Raw genomic sequence first — 17628 nt, 5'->3', positions numbered from 1 at the left:
ACGTCGCTCTGCCTGACAACCGGATGCAGCAATGGCGCGCGACGACGGTGTACGAGGCAGATCCTCGGATGAGATTTCTCACAAGGGAATAGGACGATGGCCGCGACTATCGTGATCAAAAGCTCCGGGGACGATCCCCGGACGTGCCGTACCGGTGCACCCGTGCGCTTGCGATGGATGGCGGTTGCTGCGATCATCGTCAGCGTGCTCATCCCCCTCTTACTCGCGGCCCAGCCGGTACGGTACGACATACGAACGATCAGCGGCATCGCGCCCGTGAGAATCAATGACAGACGGCAGGTCGCAGGAAACATTGGTCCGCTGGTTGCGCGCTGGGAGAATGGAAGTGCGTTCACGTATCCAGGCCTCTCACCCGCAGGGTCACGTGCGCTCGCCATCAACGGCGTTGGTGAGATCGCAGGCTGGTCTGTTGATGGCAACAATGACCGGCATGCCGTCGTGTTCAGGAATGACACCAGCTTTCTGATCCTTGCCGGTCCCGGCCGGGGGATAGGCGGAGCGAACGGTATCAACGACTTCGGAGATGTGGCAGGATACTTCGACTTCTGCGATACGTGCCGCCCGAGCAACCGTCGGAATCATGCGGTCCTCTGGCGTGGCGGCACGATCGCCGATCTCGGCACCATCGAGGATGCGGAAAGCGAGGCGATCGCAGTGAACAACTATGGGATGGTCGTGGGAGTGGCGTCTGAAGGCACGAGCTTTGACAGTCGCGCATTCATGACGGCCGGAGGCGGATTGACCCCGCTCGGAAACCTTGGCGCCGGGCAGAGCCGTCCGTACGATGTGAATGATAACGGCATGGTCGTTGGGATATCCGAGGAAACCAATGACGTCTCACGCGCGGTGATCTGGAATCCCGGCATCCAGAACATACAGACGCTGCCCGGGTCATGGAGCCGGGCCTGGGCTGTCAATGATGACGGCCAGGTCGTGGGTGACATCGCTACGCCGGCCGGGTCGCGTGGTTTCATCTGGCAGCAAGGGACGATGACGCTCCTGGACAGCCTCGTCCCTCCGGATTCAGGATGGGTCATCGAACACGCCGTGGACATCAACGGCCCGGGAGACATTCTCGCGTTGGCGCGGAAGAACTCAGTGAGTACCTATGTCATTCTCATTCCCGGACTGACGATAACACGGCCGGGACCCAACGAACGCTGGATGGCCGGCGAAACCGATACCATCCGGTGGCAGGGCGGACTGCAGGGCCATGCTCTCGAACTCCGGTTCAGCGCGGACTCTGGCAGGACATTCGATCTCATCGGCCACGTCCCTTATGCCGACTCCGGCCGGTTCGTCTGGCAGGTCCCAGGACATGTCATATCGAAGCATTGCTTCATCCGTGCCGAGGATCTGAACGATCCCTCCCTCCGTGATACCAGCGGCCGGTTCCGGATCAAGCCGTACATCCTCACCCGCGACAGCGGTGGACAGTATGAGCCGTACAGACCGGAAGAAGATGTCTGGTCATTTCCTAATCAGGCGCAGTACATGTACCCCCCCGCATGGTACCAGCAGTTCGACTACCGGGGGACCGACCCGTTCACCGGTCAGAGCTACGTGGTGTTCGCACCCTATCAGCTCGCCCTCTCGTCCTCTTCCAGCTTCCCCGACTGGATCTCATGGGTGAGGGCGTTCGGAGCGGATGCCTGCTATCATCGCATCGCCTTCCCGCCCGTCTACTCGTATGCAGCGGTCTATCGCTGGTACGCCATGGCGAGATCCTGGCAGGGTTCCTGTTTCGGACTTGCTGCCTCCAATGCCCTCGTGTTCAGTTACAGAGAACAGTTCCGGTCCAGGTACGCCGGATTCCCGGCCTTTGCCGATCCGGTCAGCGTGCCGCCCGATACGTCGGTCAGGCGTGTGGTAAGCGGACTGTTCACCCATCAGTTCGGGGACCCATCGCGTGAGCATACTCTCTCCCTGCTGGGTTATGTGACCCCCAACGAGACCCTGCGCGATCTGAAGGCGATGCTCAGGGAGGATGAGGGCTCGCCACGCACATTGTCCTTCATGAACAACAACGGCATGGGCGGACACAATGTGCTCCCCTACAGGGTCAGGCAGGACAACACGGCGCAGAACATCTATTACATTTTTGTCTACGACAACAACTTTCCCCTGACCACGACGATCATACGGATCGATACCGCCGACAACGCTCAGCATGGTGTGTGGATGCCGTTGTATGGGAACGCGGGCTGGGGCGGCCCGCGGAAATTCCTGCTCATGACAGAGTCGCGCGACTATCTGCAACACGCCGTGTTCGCGAAACCCACGGCGGAGCGCCGTTCACCCTTCATTCTATCGCCCGACCGGCTCGAGGTCATCACTTCTCCCGGCGTTGATCTCCGGATCGAAGATGCACATGGGAACGTCACCGGCCACCGCAGTGGTGCGGCATGGGAAGACATCACGGGATCGGTCCCGTTGGTGTCGTTCGACGGCAGCGAGACCCCGCCGTACGGCTACGCGCTCCCTGCAGGCAGCTATCGCGTGACCATGGACAGCTGTGCCTCGGACACCGTCATGGCGTTCTTCTTCACGGGGAGCAGGACATACCTCTACAGCAGAGGTGATTCCCGACCGGATCACACCGACAGGCTGCGCTTCCATGACGGCGTCTCGGTGAGCAATCCTGACACGCAGCAAAGAACGATCGGGTTGCTCGCCCTGGTCAATGAGACCACCAGGGAGAAGATGGTATCATTCAGCGGGATGGACCTGCCACAGGGGGACTCGGTTGCGGTCGCCACAGTGGGCGAGAACGACCTCAGGCTCATCTCGCATGGGGCTTCGAGGGAGTACGATCTGGAGCTGACACGTGTCGACGGGGAGGGAACTGCCCGGTTCATGCATGCACGGGTTCCACTCCAGGCAAACACAACACATCTGTTGGAGCCCGGTTGGGAGGATCTCGCAGGTACGGCTCTCAGGATCCTGGTGGATCACGGGAATACGGGGACGGTGGATGATACATTGTATCTGGCAAACCAGGCCGGCGGCACGGTTGACACGCAGGAGGAGATCCACCCCGGATCGTACCGGCTGGATCAGAACTTCCCCAACCCGTTCAATCCAGGCACCACCATCTCCTTTGAGGTACCGCATGATGCCGTTGTCACGCTCAGAGTGTTCAACATGTTGGGTCAGGAGGTGTTGACGTTGATCGATGGCATGGTTGCGGCAGGTCAGCACCGCGTACACCTCGACGCACGCTCGTTGTCAAGCGGGGTCTACTACTACAGATTGGAGGGAGCGGGCTACACCGGCGTGAAGCGGATGCTGCTCCTCCGGTGAGGCAGGCCGAACGGTATCGTTACCGAGCGGATTGATTCTCAAGATCGAAGAGTGCGTCAAACGGAACGATCGACATCGCCGGCCATTTGTCCGGACTGCAATGACCGACCCGGTCTTCGCTACAGTCGAACAACCATGTCAGAGGGTCTCAGTCGGGACATGCGTCACTTTCTGCTTGGACGAGAGTTCGTCTGATTTCTGCCCCCCACCCCGAGGCACACACCAGGCGGTCCGGACTTGACACGAACCCCCAAAAAGCGTATCTTAATATCAGATAAAAGAGTCTGAAATAGTGCAGGAGGAGTTCCAATGAGCGAAGTCATCAACAACCGTCAGCAACGCATCGACCTCATGAAGTCCCTCATCCGCCGGCTTCACGAAGGCGGAGGTGAAGAAGATGTCCGGCAAGCCCTCGATCAACAACTTGCCGAAGCCGCCTATGGCGATGTCTTCGTGATGGAGATGCAACTGATCCAGGAAGGCATCCCGGCAGAGAACATTCAGCGCCTGTGCGATACCCACACCCGGGTCCTCAAGAAGCAGCTCGATCAGCAGGAGACCCCGGCGCAACTCCCCGGTCACCCCGTCCATACTTTCATCATGGAGAACCGCCAGCTCGCCGCAACCACCATGGCGGTCCGGGGCCTCATTGGCCGCCTCCGTGAGATCGCCGATGCGTCCGATGCCACCCCCGTCATGCGCGAGATCCAGCAGCATCTGAACGATCTCATGGACGTGGACAAGCACTACAAGCGGAAAGAAAACCTGCTCTTCCCGTACTTCGAGAAGAACAACCTCCCGGGTCCGCCCACAGTGATGTGGGGAAAGGACGATGAGGTCCGCACGCTCCTGCGCGAAACGATCCATGGCCTCCAGCAGACCGATGCCCTCGATGCCTCCGAAGCGCGCGCCTACGCCGACCTTGCGGTCACGCCCGCGATCACCGCGGTGGATGAGATGATCTACAAAGAAGAGAAGATACTCTTCCCCACGGCGCTGGACCTCCTGACGGAGCAGGACTGGTATGAGGTCTACCTCCAGAGCGATGAGTATGGCTACTGCCTCGTGGCCCCCACGGCAACCTGGCAACCTGCGGGCGGTGTCCACACCGCGGACCGGAAGCCCGCCGCCGAAGGTGGACGCATTCACATGCCCACCGGCAGCTTCAGTCTCGACGAACTGATCGCGACGTTCCAGCACCTCCCCTTCGACCTCACGTTCGTGGACAAGGACGACACCGTCCGCTACTTCAGCCCGGGCAAGGACCGCATCTTCGACCGCTCCCGTGCGATCATCGGAAGGAAAGTGCAGTACTGCCATCCGCCGAAGAGCGTGCACATCGTGAACAAGATCGTGGACGACTTCCGGACGGGCCGCCAGAACCAGGCACGGTTCTGGATCACCATGCGGGGCCGCTTCATCCTGATCTGCTACTACGCCCTGCGCGGCCAGGCCGGCGACTATATGGGTACACTCGAGGTGACCCAGGACCTCACCGAGCTCCGCACGCTCGAAGGCGAACGGAGACTCCTCACCTATGATCAGGAACCACAGCCGTGAAGGGACGGGAAGAATGATGGAGATCACGAGGAAGAGCAAGATCCTGGAGGTCCTGAAGGAATACCCCTCGCTGGAGGAAACGGTGATCGGGCTGGCGCCGCCATTCAAGAACCTGCGCAACCCCATCCTCCGGCGGACGGTCGCGCAGATGGCGACGCTCGAAATGGTGGCGAAGATCGGAGGACTGGACGTCGTTGACCTGGTGAACACGCTGCGACGCGCCGCCGGTCAGGGTGAGATCGCCGGGGGAGAGACCTTGCGGACCGAAAGCTTGAGCGGGACGACCGTGGCCGACCCGGAATGGACGCGCGGCGAGCCGGCGCACTACGTGGACGGCATCGAGATGCTCCGCAGTGGCGATGTGCCGCTGAATCACATCAACGGTCTTCTCCGGGAGCTCACGGACGGTGCGTTCATCCTGCTCGTCACGGACTTCGAGCCTGCGCCCCTCCTGGAGGCGATGCGCAAACAGCATTGCACGGTGCACCACAAGGTGCATCCCGAACATGCCGGCCACCATCTCACGTACATCACGCGGCGCACCGGCTGACGCGCTTCAGTACCCCGCTTCCCTCGTGCGCGCCTTTGCGTCCCACGCCGGCGCGACGTCCTTGAGGAACACCGCCTTCTCCTGATGCGCTTTCACGACGTCGAACCCGATGGTGCGCTGCGCCTCTGCTTTCGTCGACACGTCCGGTAACGCGAATGGTTCCAGGATGCCCTTGCGTGCAAGGATCCTGACCAGCTCCGCATGCGCTTCCTGCGCCTTGGCGATGGACGTTGCCAGGGCGCGCAGCGCCTCCGCCGGTGAATGGAATCCCATGCCGTTTGCCGCCGCCACCCAGTCCCACCTCCACTGCGCATGACGGATCAGCGTGAGCACCGGCTTCATCTCGCTGTCAACCGCCCCGTTGTCCCACGCATGCTTCGCCTCCAGATGCGCGCGCACCAGCGCGTCCTCCGCAAGCGTGAGGAGCTCCCGCACCCGGTCCTGCCGGTCCTCCACGTTGCGCGTGAGTTCCTGTTCGGATTCGCGGTGACACACCTGGCAGGAGCCCGCGATGTTCGCCAGCGGGCTGCGCATCCAGTGGTTGGAGAACTTCACACCACCCTCGCTCTTGTACGGCATATGGCAATCGGCACACGAGATCCCGCGCTGCGCGTGGATGCCGGTGCGGTACAGTTCGTAGTCGGGATGCTGCGCCTTGAGCACCGGCACCCTGCTCAGGGCATGCACGAAATCCACATGTCCCACCGAATCGTAGTACGCCTCCATGGCGTCCGGCGAGAACCCTTTGTCCCATGGGAACGTCAGGTACTTGTCCTCTTTCCCTTTGAAGTAGTATTCTACATGGCATTGTGCACAGACGAGGGAGCGCATCTCCTGGTGCGACGCCTCCTCGATCTTCTTCCCCTGCCGGGCGAACGCCTCCACCAGCGCCGGGCGGGTGATCCGGAGGTTCATGGTCTTCGGATCGTGGCAGTCCTGGCACCCGATGTGGTTCACGATGTCCGGCCCGAGTTCGCTCCAGGACGATTTGTAGAACGCCGCGGCTCCCATCTTGCTCATCACCCGCGGGACATCGGTGCTCTTGCACGTCCAGCATGTTGCCGGCTGCGGCACGCCCGTCCGGAGCGTGTTGCGGATGTCCTCGATCGCATAGTAATGTCCGCGCGCCTGATTGTAGTCGCGCGAGAACGCATACCCTGCCCAGAGAATCACCGGCCGTGGATCCTCGGCAAGGATGTCGCGCATCCGCGACCCGCCGTATTTGCTCTGGAAGGTCGTATCGCGTGTCGCTATATACGATTGATACTCCCGCGGATAGTTCTCACCCCAGACGTTGTTCCGGGGCTCCCATTCCGCGATCTCACGCACCGGCTGGAGCCGGATCCCTTTCTCGGCACGGCGCTCGATGATGGAAGCACCGAAGAGCCCGGCAAGAAAGACGATGACGACCGTACCACCGAACAGGGCCCAGCCCGTCCATGGTTTCGTCCTGATGAGTTCCCGAATCGTGATCATAGATACCTCCAGCGGTCGTCGCTTCGTTCATTCGAGATGGTTCAAGGTGTCACCGCCCAGCCACGGCGGCACGATCGGCGAAAGTTGCGGCACGCGCGCGTCCGGTGTGGACGCGAGACTGTTCACCGTGCCGTGCGGCGTTTCCCGGTGGCATCCCCAGCAGAGGTGCCCCTGCCCGTGCCGCGCGCCGTCGAACGTCACCGCGCCCACTGTCACGTCGTTCACCAGCGGCTCGTGACACCGGATGCAGTTCTCCTGTACCACAGTCTTCCCCGCCTCCCGGATCCGGATCACCTGCGGTTCCAGACGGAACATGAACACATAGGCGTGCCGCATGCCGTCCTGCGCCTTGAAGGCATACGTGCGGAAAACATTATCGTGGGGGACGTGACAGTCCGTGCAGGTGGCAAAGCGTCCATGACTGCTGTGCTGCCAGGTCGCGAACTGGGGCGACATGACATGGCAGTTCACACACGTAAGAGGATCGCTGGAAAGGTAGGATGTGGCATTAGAGATGTGCAGCACGAGGAGCGCGAGCCCGCAGAGGAGTCCGAGAGTGATGATGACCGGAACCTTCCATTGCGGCGGCGGGATGAACGCCCGGAACATGCGGCGCAATAGATGGAGCATGAGTACAGCCAGTCTCGGATTGTGATCCCCCATTTTGATATTATCGCACGATTACGTGAAAGAAGCAAGTGGCGGGTGCAGAGGATCGTGAATACAGAACCACGTGGAGTGACCCCGCTGCGGTGAAACAAGTTATTGTGTCTTCAGAGTATCCGTTGATGATCGGCTGCCTCAAAGGCTCCGGGGATTGAAATCCCAGGATCGAGTGAACGCGGTGACCTAGCCCCCTGATACCGGTCCAATTCGTATATTGGGATTGGGCCAACGGGACTTGCCCCTATTGCGGGTCCAAAACCGGTGTTAGTTTTGGGGTGGCTTTCATGCTGCAGTAGCGTTTTTCTTGACTGAATCTCTCCTACATTCCAGAGGTGTGCGGTAACCTAGCGAGCTGTGTGGCCGCTCGCTGTTGTACTCGTTCTGCCAAGCCGAGATCTTTGCCCGTGCATCCTCCATCGAGAGGAACCAATGCTGATTAAGACACTCCTGGCGGAACCGGGAGTTGAACGATTCGACGAGTGCGTTGTCTGATGGTCTGCCTGGCCGGCTGAAGTCAAGTTCAATGTGGTTCCAATACGCCCAGCGGTCCAGGTCCTTGGAGATGAACTCGGGTCCATTGTCCACCTTGATGCGTTTGGGGAAGCCCTGTGCCTGCGTGATGCGCTCAAGCACCTTCACAACGTCCAGTCCGTGGATGCGGCTGCTGGCATCAAGAGCGAGACACTCACGCGTGAAGTTCTCGACGATAACCAACACACGGATCCGGTGTTCATCGAAAAGCTGATCTGAGACGAAGTCCATGCTCCAGCACTCGTTCCTTGACAATGCGGTCGGACGAATCTCACGCTTGACTGCAGCGACACGACGACGCGGTGTTTTGCGCCGTAATATCAGGCCTTCTGCGCGGTAGAGCCGGTAGACCCTTTTATGGTTTATGGGCCATCCTTCGCGCCTCAGCGCGATGTGGAGCCGGCGATAGCCGAAGGAGATCTTCGATGTTGCCAGTTCTCGTAGGCGCAGACGAAGCGGCAACTGAGGATCGGTCGTTCCTACATGCCGATGTGTTGACCGCGGCCACTTGAACACGCGCAGGGCCCGCCGCTCGCTCGTCTGATACACTGCCTGCATCTCGTGGACGAGTTCCCGGCGAAGGGCGGGCCTCACAGCTTTTTTGAGAGCACCTCCTGGAGCATCTGCTTGTCGAGCGTCAGGTCGGCTACGAGACGCTTGAGACGTTGGTTCTCATCCTCGAGTTGCTTCAAGCGACGGATCTCACTGACGTCCATGTTCGCGTAGAGCTTCTTCCAGCGGTAGAACGTCACGTCGGTCACGCCCATCTTCCGCGTGATGTCACAGACCGGCGTACCTGATGCCGCCTGGCGCAAGGCAAAGGCGATCTGGGCTTCCGTGTAGCGCTTCTTCATGGCGCGGTCCTCCTCGCTTCCCGATGTGCGAATATACTAACAAAACTAACATCCGCAATGGACCATGCGATGGGGAACAGACCCCAACTTCCCAACCGCTACGACGAGAGATTCAGAGACAACCTCCACATCGTATACGACGGAACCATTCCCGTCTCCGAGAAAGAACGTCTCCCAGGTCACGGAGTGTCCGGAAGGTGTGAGGGTCCTTGCCTGAACGCTGTTGGATTCGAATATGGAGGGATTGGCCGCCGATACAACCGAGTATTCGTACGAAGTACTTGCAACCAGCCCGGTATCGGTCAGGTCTTGACCAAATTGTGTATCCAAGAACTCACGCAGGGTATGCCCGTTTCTACGCAGGAGATAGACGGTATTCGGTTTTGTCTCGAGACGCGCAACGTGGAGGTAGACCTCATGAACTGAAACGTCAATGAGCGTCAACTTCACTGTCGGAACCCGTTCGTCCACATGATCAACGGGTTCAGAGCAGGCCAATGGCAGAGCTATGAGGACCAACCAACACAGCGCGCCCCACCCCGTCTCAATCATCCTCTCCCATGTCATACTAAACGTGCCTCGTTGGTCCGCGGTCCCGGGATCACGACATCTTCTCGGATGTTGCTGTTGACTGTAACGACAAAGCCTCCTCTACCATGTCTCGGCAGAAGAGGCTCCGAATCGCGTCTCCCCCGAGGACGGTATGCAGCATGTTACGGAAACCCAAGGGAATTGTCAACGAATGCCAATGACACAACCGACGTTAACAAATCGGAATTTGATTTCAATAGTGAGGCAGTCGCTTATGCCTTCCGGGGAGGAATAGGCACCTACTTGTACTGACGAGGTGACCTCGAAGGAATCTGGCTTGGCGTTAGCATCACCACTTTGCCATCCTTCCACACCGCCACCGATTCGCCCAGTTTCTTATGACGCTCGAGAGCTCTTGCGACAGATTCCTTCACCCCCTCGATGATGAGCTCCCGTTTCTTGCGTTGGTGCTTTGTCATTCTGCCTCCCGGAGCACTATCCAAAATGTGCCCTGAGACCACTCTGCCAGGTATCACAGGACGGCCGATCTTCAGTCATCCACGTAGAAACCGGTGAACTCAGAAGGATCGCTACGAAGCGACATACGTTCTGGAGTCATGATAGAGCGTCTCAGGAGCGATGTCCTGTTGGTGCGGCCACTGGACGGTTCCAAAAGCGATCCTGACCTGTCTGAAATAGGCGAGGTTCTTGAGTTCGACAAAGATCCCTTTGTCAAGATACGGGCGTACGTCGAACAGACGCTGCGATCCATCATCGAATACAAGAACGAGCGTGTGATCGTCCTGTGGCGTTACCGAGGTGAGCTTGTTCATATGATCACTTCAACGGATCGATGTTAAACACCTGTTGACCTTCTGTGGCCAGCCGCCAATTCGCAAGGAGCTCTTCTTTGTGTATCTCGATCCATGCAAGAACAAGTCTCAGCTTCGCCGGCGGCAGCGTTCCGGCGATGACATTTCCCTCAGGGATGGAAACGACGGCTTCTTCTTCCCCATACTGAGCATGAATATGGGGTGTCTTGTGTTTCTTGTCGTCGAAGTAGTACATCAACACGACGATTCCATAGAACATCGAGATTACGGGCATATGTTTCGTCACCCAAGTGAGAAGCGGCCACTACGGTCATCCAGATACAATATATCCTGTATGGGAGCGCTTGTCAAGGTCTCAACTTCGTCGTTTCAGCGATTCCGTGCCGAATTCGCAGAAGATGAGGGTTCTGTGAGACCCCCGTCCGCCCCGCCCGATCCCGCTTCGCGGGATCGAATTATCAGTTATCCATTATCCATGGATCATGGATAATTTAGAGCCCGGAAGAATTTCCGGGCTCTCTCATTTTGCAGCGCTGGCCTGCCGTATCCTGCCTGCATTCTCCGCTACTGTCCTCCGGCTCACTGCGATGATCTTGCTCAGAGCGAGCCATTCATCCAGGGCGGGTGTTACGGTCTCACTCTGAATGTATGCCCTCTTCTGTATCATCTCCAGCCACACCCGTGACTCGTTGAGTTCCTTCAACACAAGGTGGCGGGCTGCGATGTCGACACCATTGCTCGTTTTGTACCACGTATCAGGAAGAGCTTGGGGATCACGATCTACCGCATTGTCCTTTCCAGAAGAGCTACGAGTTCAGGCTCCACCCCGATCTCCTTGAGAATGGGAGCGACGATGCTCTTTCCCTTCTCGCCGTTCGTCAGGATCACCGCACCTGTTCCGTTCGTCGGACTCAGATACGCGAACGTATGGACACCCGGGTCATGGCCTGTATGCATGAAAAATGTCGTTTGCTTGAACCGAATCACCATCCACCCCAGGCCCATGCCCAGCTCATCGGGACGAAGCTCAACCGGAATTGACTGACCGATTTCTTCCAGCAGGTTCACCTGAACTCGCTGGCGCTCGCGTGCAAGAGAATCCGTGATACCCTCATTGTTCATCACCTGTATCAGAAATCTGGCATAGTCCCCGGCGGTCGTATAGAGGAGATCGGAGGCGAGCGGGCTGGCTGTGAACATAGGCTCGATCCACCCGCCGTCCTTACCGGCCGGAAGGGCCACTCTGCCTTCGAACCAGGGTTGGCATACGTAAGATGTCGCCGCCATCTCTGCCGGAGTAAAGAGCAGCTCTTTTGCCTGCGCCTGGAGGTCGCGGTTCGTTTTCTTCTGGATGAATCGCGCCAGGTATTCGTACCCTTCTCCCGAATAATGGAATGTTGTACCCGGGGTGCTCGTGAACCTGAGCGTACCGCCATCCTCTGAGCGCCAATTGGCGGCAAAGCCGGTCCGGTGGGTCAAGGAGAACAGCGGCGTCAAGAGCATCCGCCGATCGTCCCGGGCTATGTCAGGATCGGTCCAGTAGTTGACCATCGGCTCGTCGAGTGAAATCGTCCCCCTTGAGACGAGGCGAAGCGCTACTTCGGCGGAAATTGGCTTCGCCAATGAGGCAACATTGTAGAGAGTCGTCGTCTTCGCAGCATCCACGGAATCCTGCCGTCCGTATGCGCCAAGAGCTACGATCTTACCTCCACTGATCTGGGCAATTGAGACACCAGGGACGTTTTGTTCCGAAAGGAGTCGAATGAATCCCCCCTCGATAGCAGGTGAGAACGACGTCTGGGCCAGGCTACTGTTGAGCAACCCAAGGATGACAATGGCGATGCAGCTGAACCGGTGTTTGAGCATTTCTGGTGTCCGTGCTTGAGTGGAATTGCCTTCGATTGAACGTCGGGGATTTTCTCGGCGATGCAGCGCTTCAATGCGGGAACAAAAAGAACCGTTACTATGGGTAGAAGCGCCGGTCCGTTTCGCGTGAAGTGTTTGACGTAAGTCAACCATGCAAGATCCCCGAGTCCGCGCGGCAAACATGCTCTTCGCCGCAAGAAAGTACCGGGATTCTCAGGGTTTGTCAATAGAGATGGACATGGCAACGATGGTTGGCGCCGGATCTGGTCCCAATCTGGTGAATTCAAGTATCATCAGTGTTCTGTGAGACCCCCCGTCCGCCCCGCTCGATCCCGGTTCGCGGGATCGAATGATCAGTTTTCCATGGATCATGGATAATTTAGAGCCCGGAGCCCGCTTCGCGGGACGGGCTCTACATGTTTTGGGTACTTCCCGCCGCATTTCCGATCCATCATTTTCTGCCCTGCCAGGCAAGCCTAAGGTGCTACCCGGACCGACCACACTCCATTGATTCCAACGATGGATGTCGTATATTGCGAGATGCAGACATTGTAGTCCCTCTATGTCGTCCGTCCCATGTCCACGTCACCAACCCATACTGAGCCTCTCCCGCCCCTGGCAACACCAACCCTAAGAGACGTTTGCCAGAAATATCATGTCCGGCGCCTCATGGTGTTTGGTTCAACGGCTGACGGATCTCGTTCATCCGAGAGTGATATCGATCTTCTCGTGGAATTCGAGACGGGTCGAACGCCTGGATTTGCCTACGCCAGGATCGCAGAGGATCTTTCAGAGATATTCGAGAGACCGGTCGATCTCCACACTCCCGCAAGCCTGAGCAAGTATTTTCGACAACAAGTGGTAGCGGAAGCCCGGGTGGTGTATGCCGAAGAAGAGTGATATCATCAGACTTCGCCACATGTTTGACGCCACGTATCATCTCCAGCCACACCCGTGACTCGTTGAGTTCCTTCATCACAATACCCAATTTGCGAATGAAATCACTCAGACTTTCCGCGGCCCGCCCAGAAAACAAGGACGAGCCTTTCGCACTGCCTTGCGTGACCCCACCGTCACCGAATAAGCAATAACTTCTTCGTCTCCGCATAGCTCCGTGATTGAAGGCGGTAGAAGTACACGCCGCTCGGGAGTGTCGAGCCGTCGAAGCGCACTTCATGGTAACCGGGGTCTTGTTCTCCGTTCATGAGTGTAGCTACACCCTGACCAAGCGTGTTGTACACGGTGAGAGAGACGTGAGACCGAATCGGGAGACCGTAGCGGATGGTCGTCGATGGGTTGAAGGGGTTGGGGTAGTTTTGCCGAAGCGTGAATCCTGACGGGGACTCTGGCGAGTCGTCCGCTACGTCCGTAGCGATGCGGTGGATAAGCGTCGCCACCGGAGACCACCTGTTCACCGTCGTGCCGTCGCCAACCTGGCCGAAGCGATTGAGACCCCACGCATAGAGACGACGATCAGAAGAGACGGCATACGAGAATTCCGCCCCAGCAAAAATGCGGGAAATTGTCGTCCCGGCCAGCTCACCGGCCCTGACCACGGTGACAGGGACGTAGGTTGCATACAAGCTTCTGTTGCAGAGGCCCCCATTGTCATTTCGGCCCCATCCATGCACTGCCCCCTCCGAATCCAGAACAAGAGCGTGGACCCTGCCCGCGGCGATCGCCGTGATTGTCCTTCCCTCAAGAGCTTCCCGAACCACGATGGGCACAGCACTGTTTCCAGCCCACCTCCTCCCGAGCCATTGACCGTTGCCCCACGCATACACAACGCCCCCAGACGAAAGTGCAAGCGAATACCATCCGCCACCACTTACCGCTGTGATGAACGCACCCGACATCTCCCCCTCCGAATAAACACGAACGGGCAGGGAACTGCTGGTGGAACCCCCATCGCCGAGAGCTCCATCATTATTAAGCCCCCAGGCATACACCGTGCCCTCCGAGGTTAACGCGAGGGAATGGTACCCACCTGCACTGATCGCCGTAACGAACTTGCCGGACAGGGCACCATCGGCCCGCACAGCAACAGGGACATTCGAGCCCAATGTCGTTCCATCGCCGAGCTGGCCGCTCCCGTTACGGCCCCAGGCGTACACAGCCCCATCGGCCGAGAGAGCGAGAGAATGGTCCCATCCGGCAGCAATTGCGATGATCCTCTCTCCCTCCAGCGCGCCCTGCGTGTAGACGGCGACGGGGACGTTGCTGTCCACTGTGGTCCCGTCCCCCAGCTGGCCAGAACGGTTGTATCCCCACGCATAGACCCTCCCGTCTGAATCCAGCGCAAGCATATGATACGTGCCGCCTGCCAGCGCTACAATGGTCTTGCCCGACAACAGGCCATTCATCACAACTGCCGCCGGGGTTCGCTGGGTGTCAGCATTTGCACCATTGCCGAGACTGCCGAGTCCGTTGTACCCCCAACCGTGGAGAACACCCGCCGTGTCCACCACGATGACGACCGGGGCCTCGCCGCCTACGGACAAACGCGGCGTCCCCTCCGTGGCCGGCGTACCGTTCCCCGCTGCCCCTGAGCGGAAGGCAAGGCCGGACAGAGCTACGACAAGGAGCACGAATCCCCTCCACGCGGTCTTCACCGTTGAGTCGCCCCCTGATGTTGTGTCATGAGATGCACTGGATCAAATCCCGCAGAACGAGCCACCCACTGGGCGGCCGCAATTGTGGTCCAGGCCACGGGAAGGAAAGTGATCCTTGAGATCTTCACAGTCCATCCGTTCGAGTTGGTCGAAGATCGCATCGTCGAGTCATAATGATCAAGCAGATCGTCTAGAAATACCAATCGCATGACTCTTGTCGATATCCATATTGCAGGTGCCGACTAATTTGGAGGGGGAACACGTCCGTCTGCGATCTGGTGGACTGAGGCCCAACCAGACTCATTGGTGCGGCCATAAGGCACATCCACGACAAAACACGAATGCCTCCCATCCAGAACACCCGGACAAGAGGCATATGCAGTTCCATCGTTCCCCCCGATAGCACTATTCTATATTGCGCAGTACAAAGAAAGCGCCAGCCTCGCTTTCAATCTCAGAAAGCGATGCACCTACTTGTACTGACGACGTGACCTCGAAGGAATCTGGCTTGGCTTTAGCATCACCACTTTGCCATCCTTCCACACCGCCACCGATTCGCCCAGTTTCTTATGACGCTCGAGAGCTCTTGCGACGGATTCCTTCACACCCTCGATGATGAGCTCCCGTGTCTTGCGTTGCTGCTTTGTCATTCTGCCTCCCGGAGCACCATCCAAAATGTGCCCTGAGACCACTCTGCCAGGTTATCACAGAACGGTTGATCTTCAGTCATCCACGCCGAAACCGGTGAACTCAGAAGGATCGCTACGAAGCGACATACGCTCTGGAGTCATGATAGAGAGTCTCAGGAGCGATGTCCTGTTGGTGCGGCCACTGGACGGTTCCAAAAGCGATCCTGACCTGTCTGAAATAGGCGAGGTTCTTGAGTTCGACAAAGATCCCTTTGTCAAGATATGGGCGTACATCGAACAGGCGCTGCGATCCATCATCGAATACAAGAACAAGCGTGTGATCGTCCTGTGGCGTTACCGAGATGAGCTTATTCATATGATCACTTCAACGGATCGATGTTAAAAACCTGTTGACCTTCTGTGGCCAGCCGCCAATTTGCAAGGAGCTCTTCTTTGTGAATCTCGATCCATGCAAGAACAAGTCTCAGCTTCGCCGGCGGCAGCGTTCCGGCGATGACATTTCCCTCAGGGATGGAAACGACGGCCTCTTCTTCCCCATACTGAGCATGGATATGGGGTGTCTTGTGTTTCTTGTCGTCGAAGTAGTACATCAACACGACGATTCCATAGAACATCGAAATTACGGGCATATGTTTCGTCACCCAAGTGAGAACCGGCCACCACGGTCATCCAGATACAATATATCCTGTACGTGAACGCTTGTCAAGGTCTCAACGTCGTCGTTTCAGCGTTTCCGTGCGGAATTCGCAGAGGATGAGGGTTCTGTGAGACCCCCGTCCGCCCCGCCACAAAAGCCCGCCTTCGGCGGGCTTTTGAATTATCAGTTATCCGCTAGCTTTGGTATAAAACCGTACACCCTGTTCATTCATTGATTTTGAAGGGGTGTTGCATGATCGGTGTACATGTTCCTTGATATTCAGAGACAATAGAGAGCTTTTCTTCTTCCAGATCCCAGGTGGCAAAGACAAACTGGTGAAGATATGCCTCCGGCAGATAGACTCGCTCATTCATAACTACTATGTGTGGTCTTGGCTCATCCAAGGCCGGCTCGACGAAGCGGATGAAACTGATCTTCTTGTTGCGCCGTGTTCTCAAAGAGTCGGTCTTGATCACCCGTGAAGGCTCCAGGCGCCGAGCTTGGTAGCGGTCAACAAGTGAGCGATAGCGAAAGTCAAAGAGCTCCCGGCCTTCGGCATTGAAGCGATCATTTTCCTTGTCGACTTCTTCCAAAGAACGGAAACGGTTCTTGAGCCAGACCTTCTCGGTGAAGACTCGGTTGTAGCCTTCGACCGCACCGTTGGTCCAAGGACGCGACGGGGATCCGAACAGTGGCGTGATCCCCAGGTTCAAGAGAAACACGACAAACGTCCCGAGGAAGCGAGCAGCCCGACTGGTCCCTCGGAAGGGGCCACCGTTGTCGATCCGTACGACATGCGGGACGGGAAGGTCTGCCCACTGCCGGGACAGGATCTCGATCGCAAAAGCGGCCTTTTCTGCTTCGGTTCGCTGAATCTGATACATCTTAAACGGCCGGTAGTAACAACTCGAGAAGATCGTGACCGGCCGTGTGACACCGTCTATATACTTTTTGCCGATGAAGTCGGCGGACTGCTGAATGAGCCCGAGGCGGTGCATCGAGACCACGGGGTACAGGAGATACGCTGATCCACCGCGCCGCTTCGCTTTGGGCTTCCGCGTCTGGAGCCCGGCCTTGCGGACAATGCTGTCGATGAACCAGACAGAAGGCGGTTCCTCGTTCGGGAACGCTTTTGCATAGTCCATCTGGACATACTCACTGCCGACCAGATAGTTTTCCTGGACGCGACGTTTCTTCAGCCGTAGAATCTTTTTGGTAACGCCAGGATCCGTATGCTTGCGAGCCCGACCGGCCTTCCAACCACGATTGTCCTGGTACTCGCTCCGACTCAGCCAATCGACGACAGTGGCGCGTCGAAGCGTTAGCGCCTCGGCAATTTGGCTGTTGTTCTTGCCCAGGCCGTGAAGCCGATGGACTTCGGCAAAGAGCTGTTGTGCTTTCTGTTGTCTCACTGAGCCGTCTCATCTGATGGAAGGTCTTGGACTCATACATCACCAAGAAAAGCTACCTCAGAAAAGACCAGCTCACAACAAGTATCAGGTGTACGGTTTTATATCAAAGCCAGCCGTTATCCATTA

General features: G+C 57.8%; 16 protein-coding genes. 4 read left to right on the top strand and 12 right to left on the bottom strand.

The genetic code is table 11. From position 1 onward, the window contains the following. Positions 1 to 96: 96 nt before the first annotated feature. The 3 genes from IPI01_00130 to IPI01_00120 all read left to right on the top strand — a co-directional run bounded on the left by IPI01_00130 (position 97) and on the right by IPI01_00120 (position 5434). Positions 97 to 3324: a T9SS type A sorting domain-containing protein gene (locus IPI01_00130; GenBank protein MBK7256241.1), complete on the top strand. Its 3228-nt coding sequence runs from the start codon at positions 97 to 99 to the stop codon at positions 3322 to 3324. Between the two features lie 309 nt (positions 3325 to 3633). Next, on the top strand, positions 3634 to 4884 hold the full coding sequence (locus tag IPI01_00125) for a DUF438 domain-containing protein (protein MBK7256240.1): 1251 nt from the start codon (positions 3634 to 3636) through the stop codon (positions 4882 to 4884). Then, complete coding sequence (locus IPI01_00120) at positions 4862 to 5434, top strand: DUF1858 domain-containing protein (GenBank protein ID MBK7256239.1); 573 nt, start codon at positions 4862 to 4864, stop codon at positions 5432 to 5434. Before IPI01_00125 ends, IPI01_00120 begins: the two co-directional genes overlap by 23 nt. A 6-nt stretch (positions 5435 to 5440) precedes the next feature. Here IPI01_00120 and nrfA read toward each other — a convergent pair whose 3' ends face one another. The 7 genes from nrfA to IPI01_00085 all read right to left on the bottom strand — a co-directional run bounded on the left by nrfA (position 5441) and on the right by IPI01_00085 (position 12191). After that, positions 5441 to 6910 (bottom strand): ammonia-forming cytochrome c nitrite reductase, encoded by a 1470-nt coding sequence (nrfA, locus tag IPI01_00115; GenBank protein ID MBK7256238.1) that lies wholly within the window; start codon positions 6908 to 6910, stop codon positions 5441 to 5443. 27 nt (positions 6911 to 6937) lie between these two features. Then, on the bottom strand, positions 6938 to 7540 hold the full coding sequence (gene nrfH / locus IPI01_00110; GenBank protein ID MBK7256237.1) for a cytochrome c nitrite reductase small subunit: 603 nt from the start codon (positions 7538 to 7540) through the stop codon (positions 6938 to 6940). A 318-nt stretch (positions 7541 to 7858) separates the two neighbouring features. After that, a protein-coding gene (locus IPI01_00105; protein ID MBK7256236.1) for an IS3 family transposase occupies positions 7859 to 8961 on the bottom strand; the annotation gives its coding sequence in 2 pieces (ribosomal slippage) (positions 7859 to 8712 and positions 8712 to 8961; 1104 coding nt in all). An 830-nt stretch (positions 8962 to 9791) separates the two neighbouring features. Next, positions 9792 to 9971 carry a hypothetical protein gene (locus IPI01_00100; GenBank protein MBK7256235.1) on the bottom strand — a complete coding sequence of 60 codons (180 nt, stop codon included), beginning with the start codon at positions 9969 to 9971 and terminating at the stop codon, positions 9792 to 9794. Positions 9972 to 10082: 111 nt separating this feature from the next. Continuing rightward, a complete protein-coding gene (locus tag IPI01_00095) occupies positions 10083 to 10325 on the bottom strand; it encodes a DUF2442 domain-containing protein (GenBank protein MBK7256234.1) in 243 nt (80 codons plus the stop codon). A 4-nt stretch (positions 10326 to 10329) separates the two neighbouring features. Beyond that, entirely contained in the window at positions 10330 to 10599 is a 270-nt protein-coding gene (locus IPI01_00090) for a DUF4160 domain-containing protein (GenBank protein ID MBK7256233.1), read from the bottom strand. A 506-nt stretch (positions 10600 to 11105) separates the two neighbouring features. Beyond that, positions 11106 to 12191, bottom strand: coding sequence for a beta-lactamase family protein (locus IPI01_00085; protein ID MBK7256232.1), 1086 nt, complete (start codon positions 12189 to 12191; stop codon positions 11106 to 11108). A gap of 576 nt (positions 12192 to 12767) precedes the next feature. On the opposite strand from IPI01_00085, the gene IPI01_00080 reads away from it, so the two are divergent. Further along, positions 12768 to 13091 (top strand): nucleotidyltransferase family protein, encoded by a 324-nt coding sequence (locus IPI01_00080; GenBank protein MBK7256231.1) that lies wholly within the window; start codon positions 12768 to 12770, stop codon positions 13089 to 13091. Positions 13092 to 13264: 173 nt separating this feature from the next. Here IPI01_00080 and IPI01_00075 read toward each other — a convergent pair whose 3' ends face one another. From IPI01_00075 to IPI01_00055, 5 genes are all read right to left on the bottom strand, one after another. Further along, a complete protein-coding gene (locus tag IPI01_00075; GenBank protein ID MBK7256230.1) occupies positions 13265 to 14779 on the bottom strand; it encodes a T9SS type A sorting domain-containing protein in 1515 nt (504 codons plus the stop codon). Between the two features lie 494 nt (positions 14780 to 15273). Continuing rightward, on the bottom strand, positions 15274 to 15453 hold the full coding sequence (locus IPI01_00070) for a hypothetical protein (GenBank protein ID MBK7256229.1): 180 nt from the start codon (positions 15451 to 15453) through the stop codon (positions 15274 to 15276). Positions 15454 to 15565: 112 nt separating this feature from the next. Then, complete coding sequence (locus IPI01_00065) at positions 15566 to 15808, bottom strand: DUF2442 domain-containing protein (GenBank protein ID MBK7256228.1); 243 nt, start codon at positions 15806 to 15808, stop codon at positions 15566 to 15568. A gap of 4 nt (positions 15809 to 15812) precedes the next feature. Continuing rightward, positions 15813 to 16082, bottom strand: a complete 270-nt coding sequence (locus tag IPI01_00060) for a DUF4160 domain-containing protein (protein MBK7256227.1) — start codon at positions 16080 to 16082, stop codon at positions 15813 to 15815. 232 nt (positions 16083 to 16314) lie between these two features. Next, positions 16315 to 17502, bottom strand: coding sequence for a hypothetical protein (locus IPI01_00055; GenBank protein ID MBK7256226.1), 1188 nt, complete (start codon positions 17500 to 17502; stop codon positions 16315 to 16317). Positions 17503 to 17628: the final 126 nt, after the last annotated feature.

This window comes from Ignavibacteriota bacterium (genome assembly GCA_016707525.1).
GTDB lineage: Bacteria > Bacteroidota > Ignavibacteria > UBA10030 > UBA6906 > JAGDMK01.
Note: the sequence above shows the minus strand (reverse complement) of the source record. Positions and strands in the feature narration are given on the sequence as shown.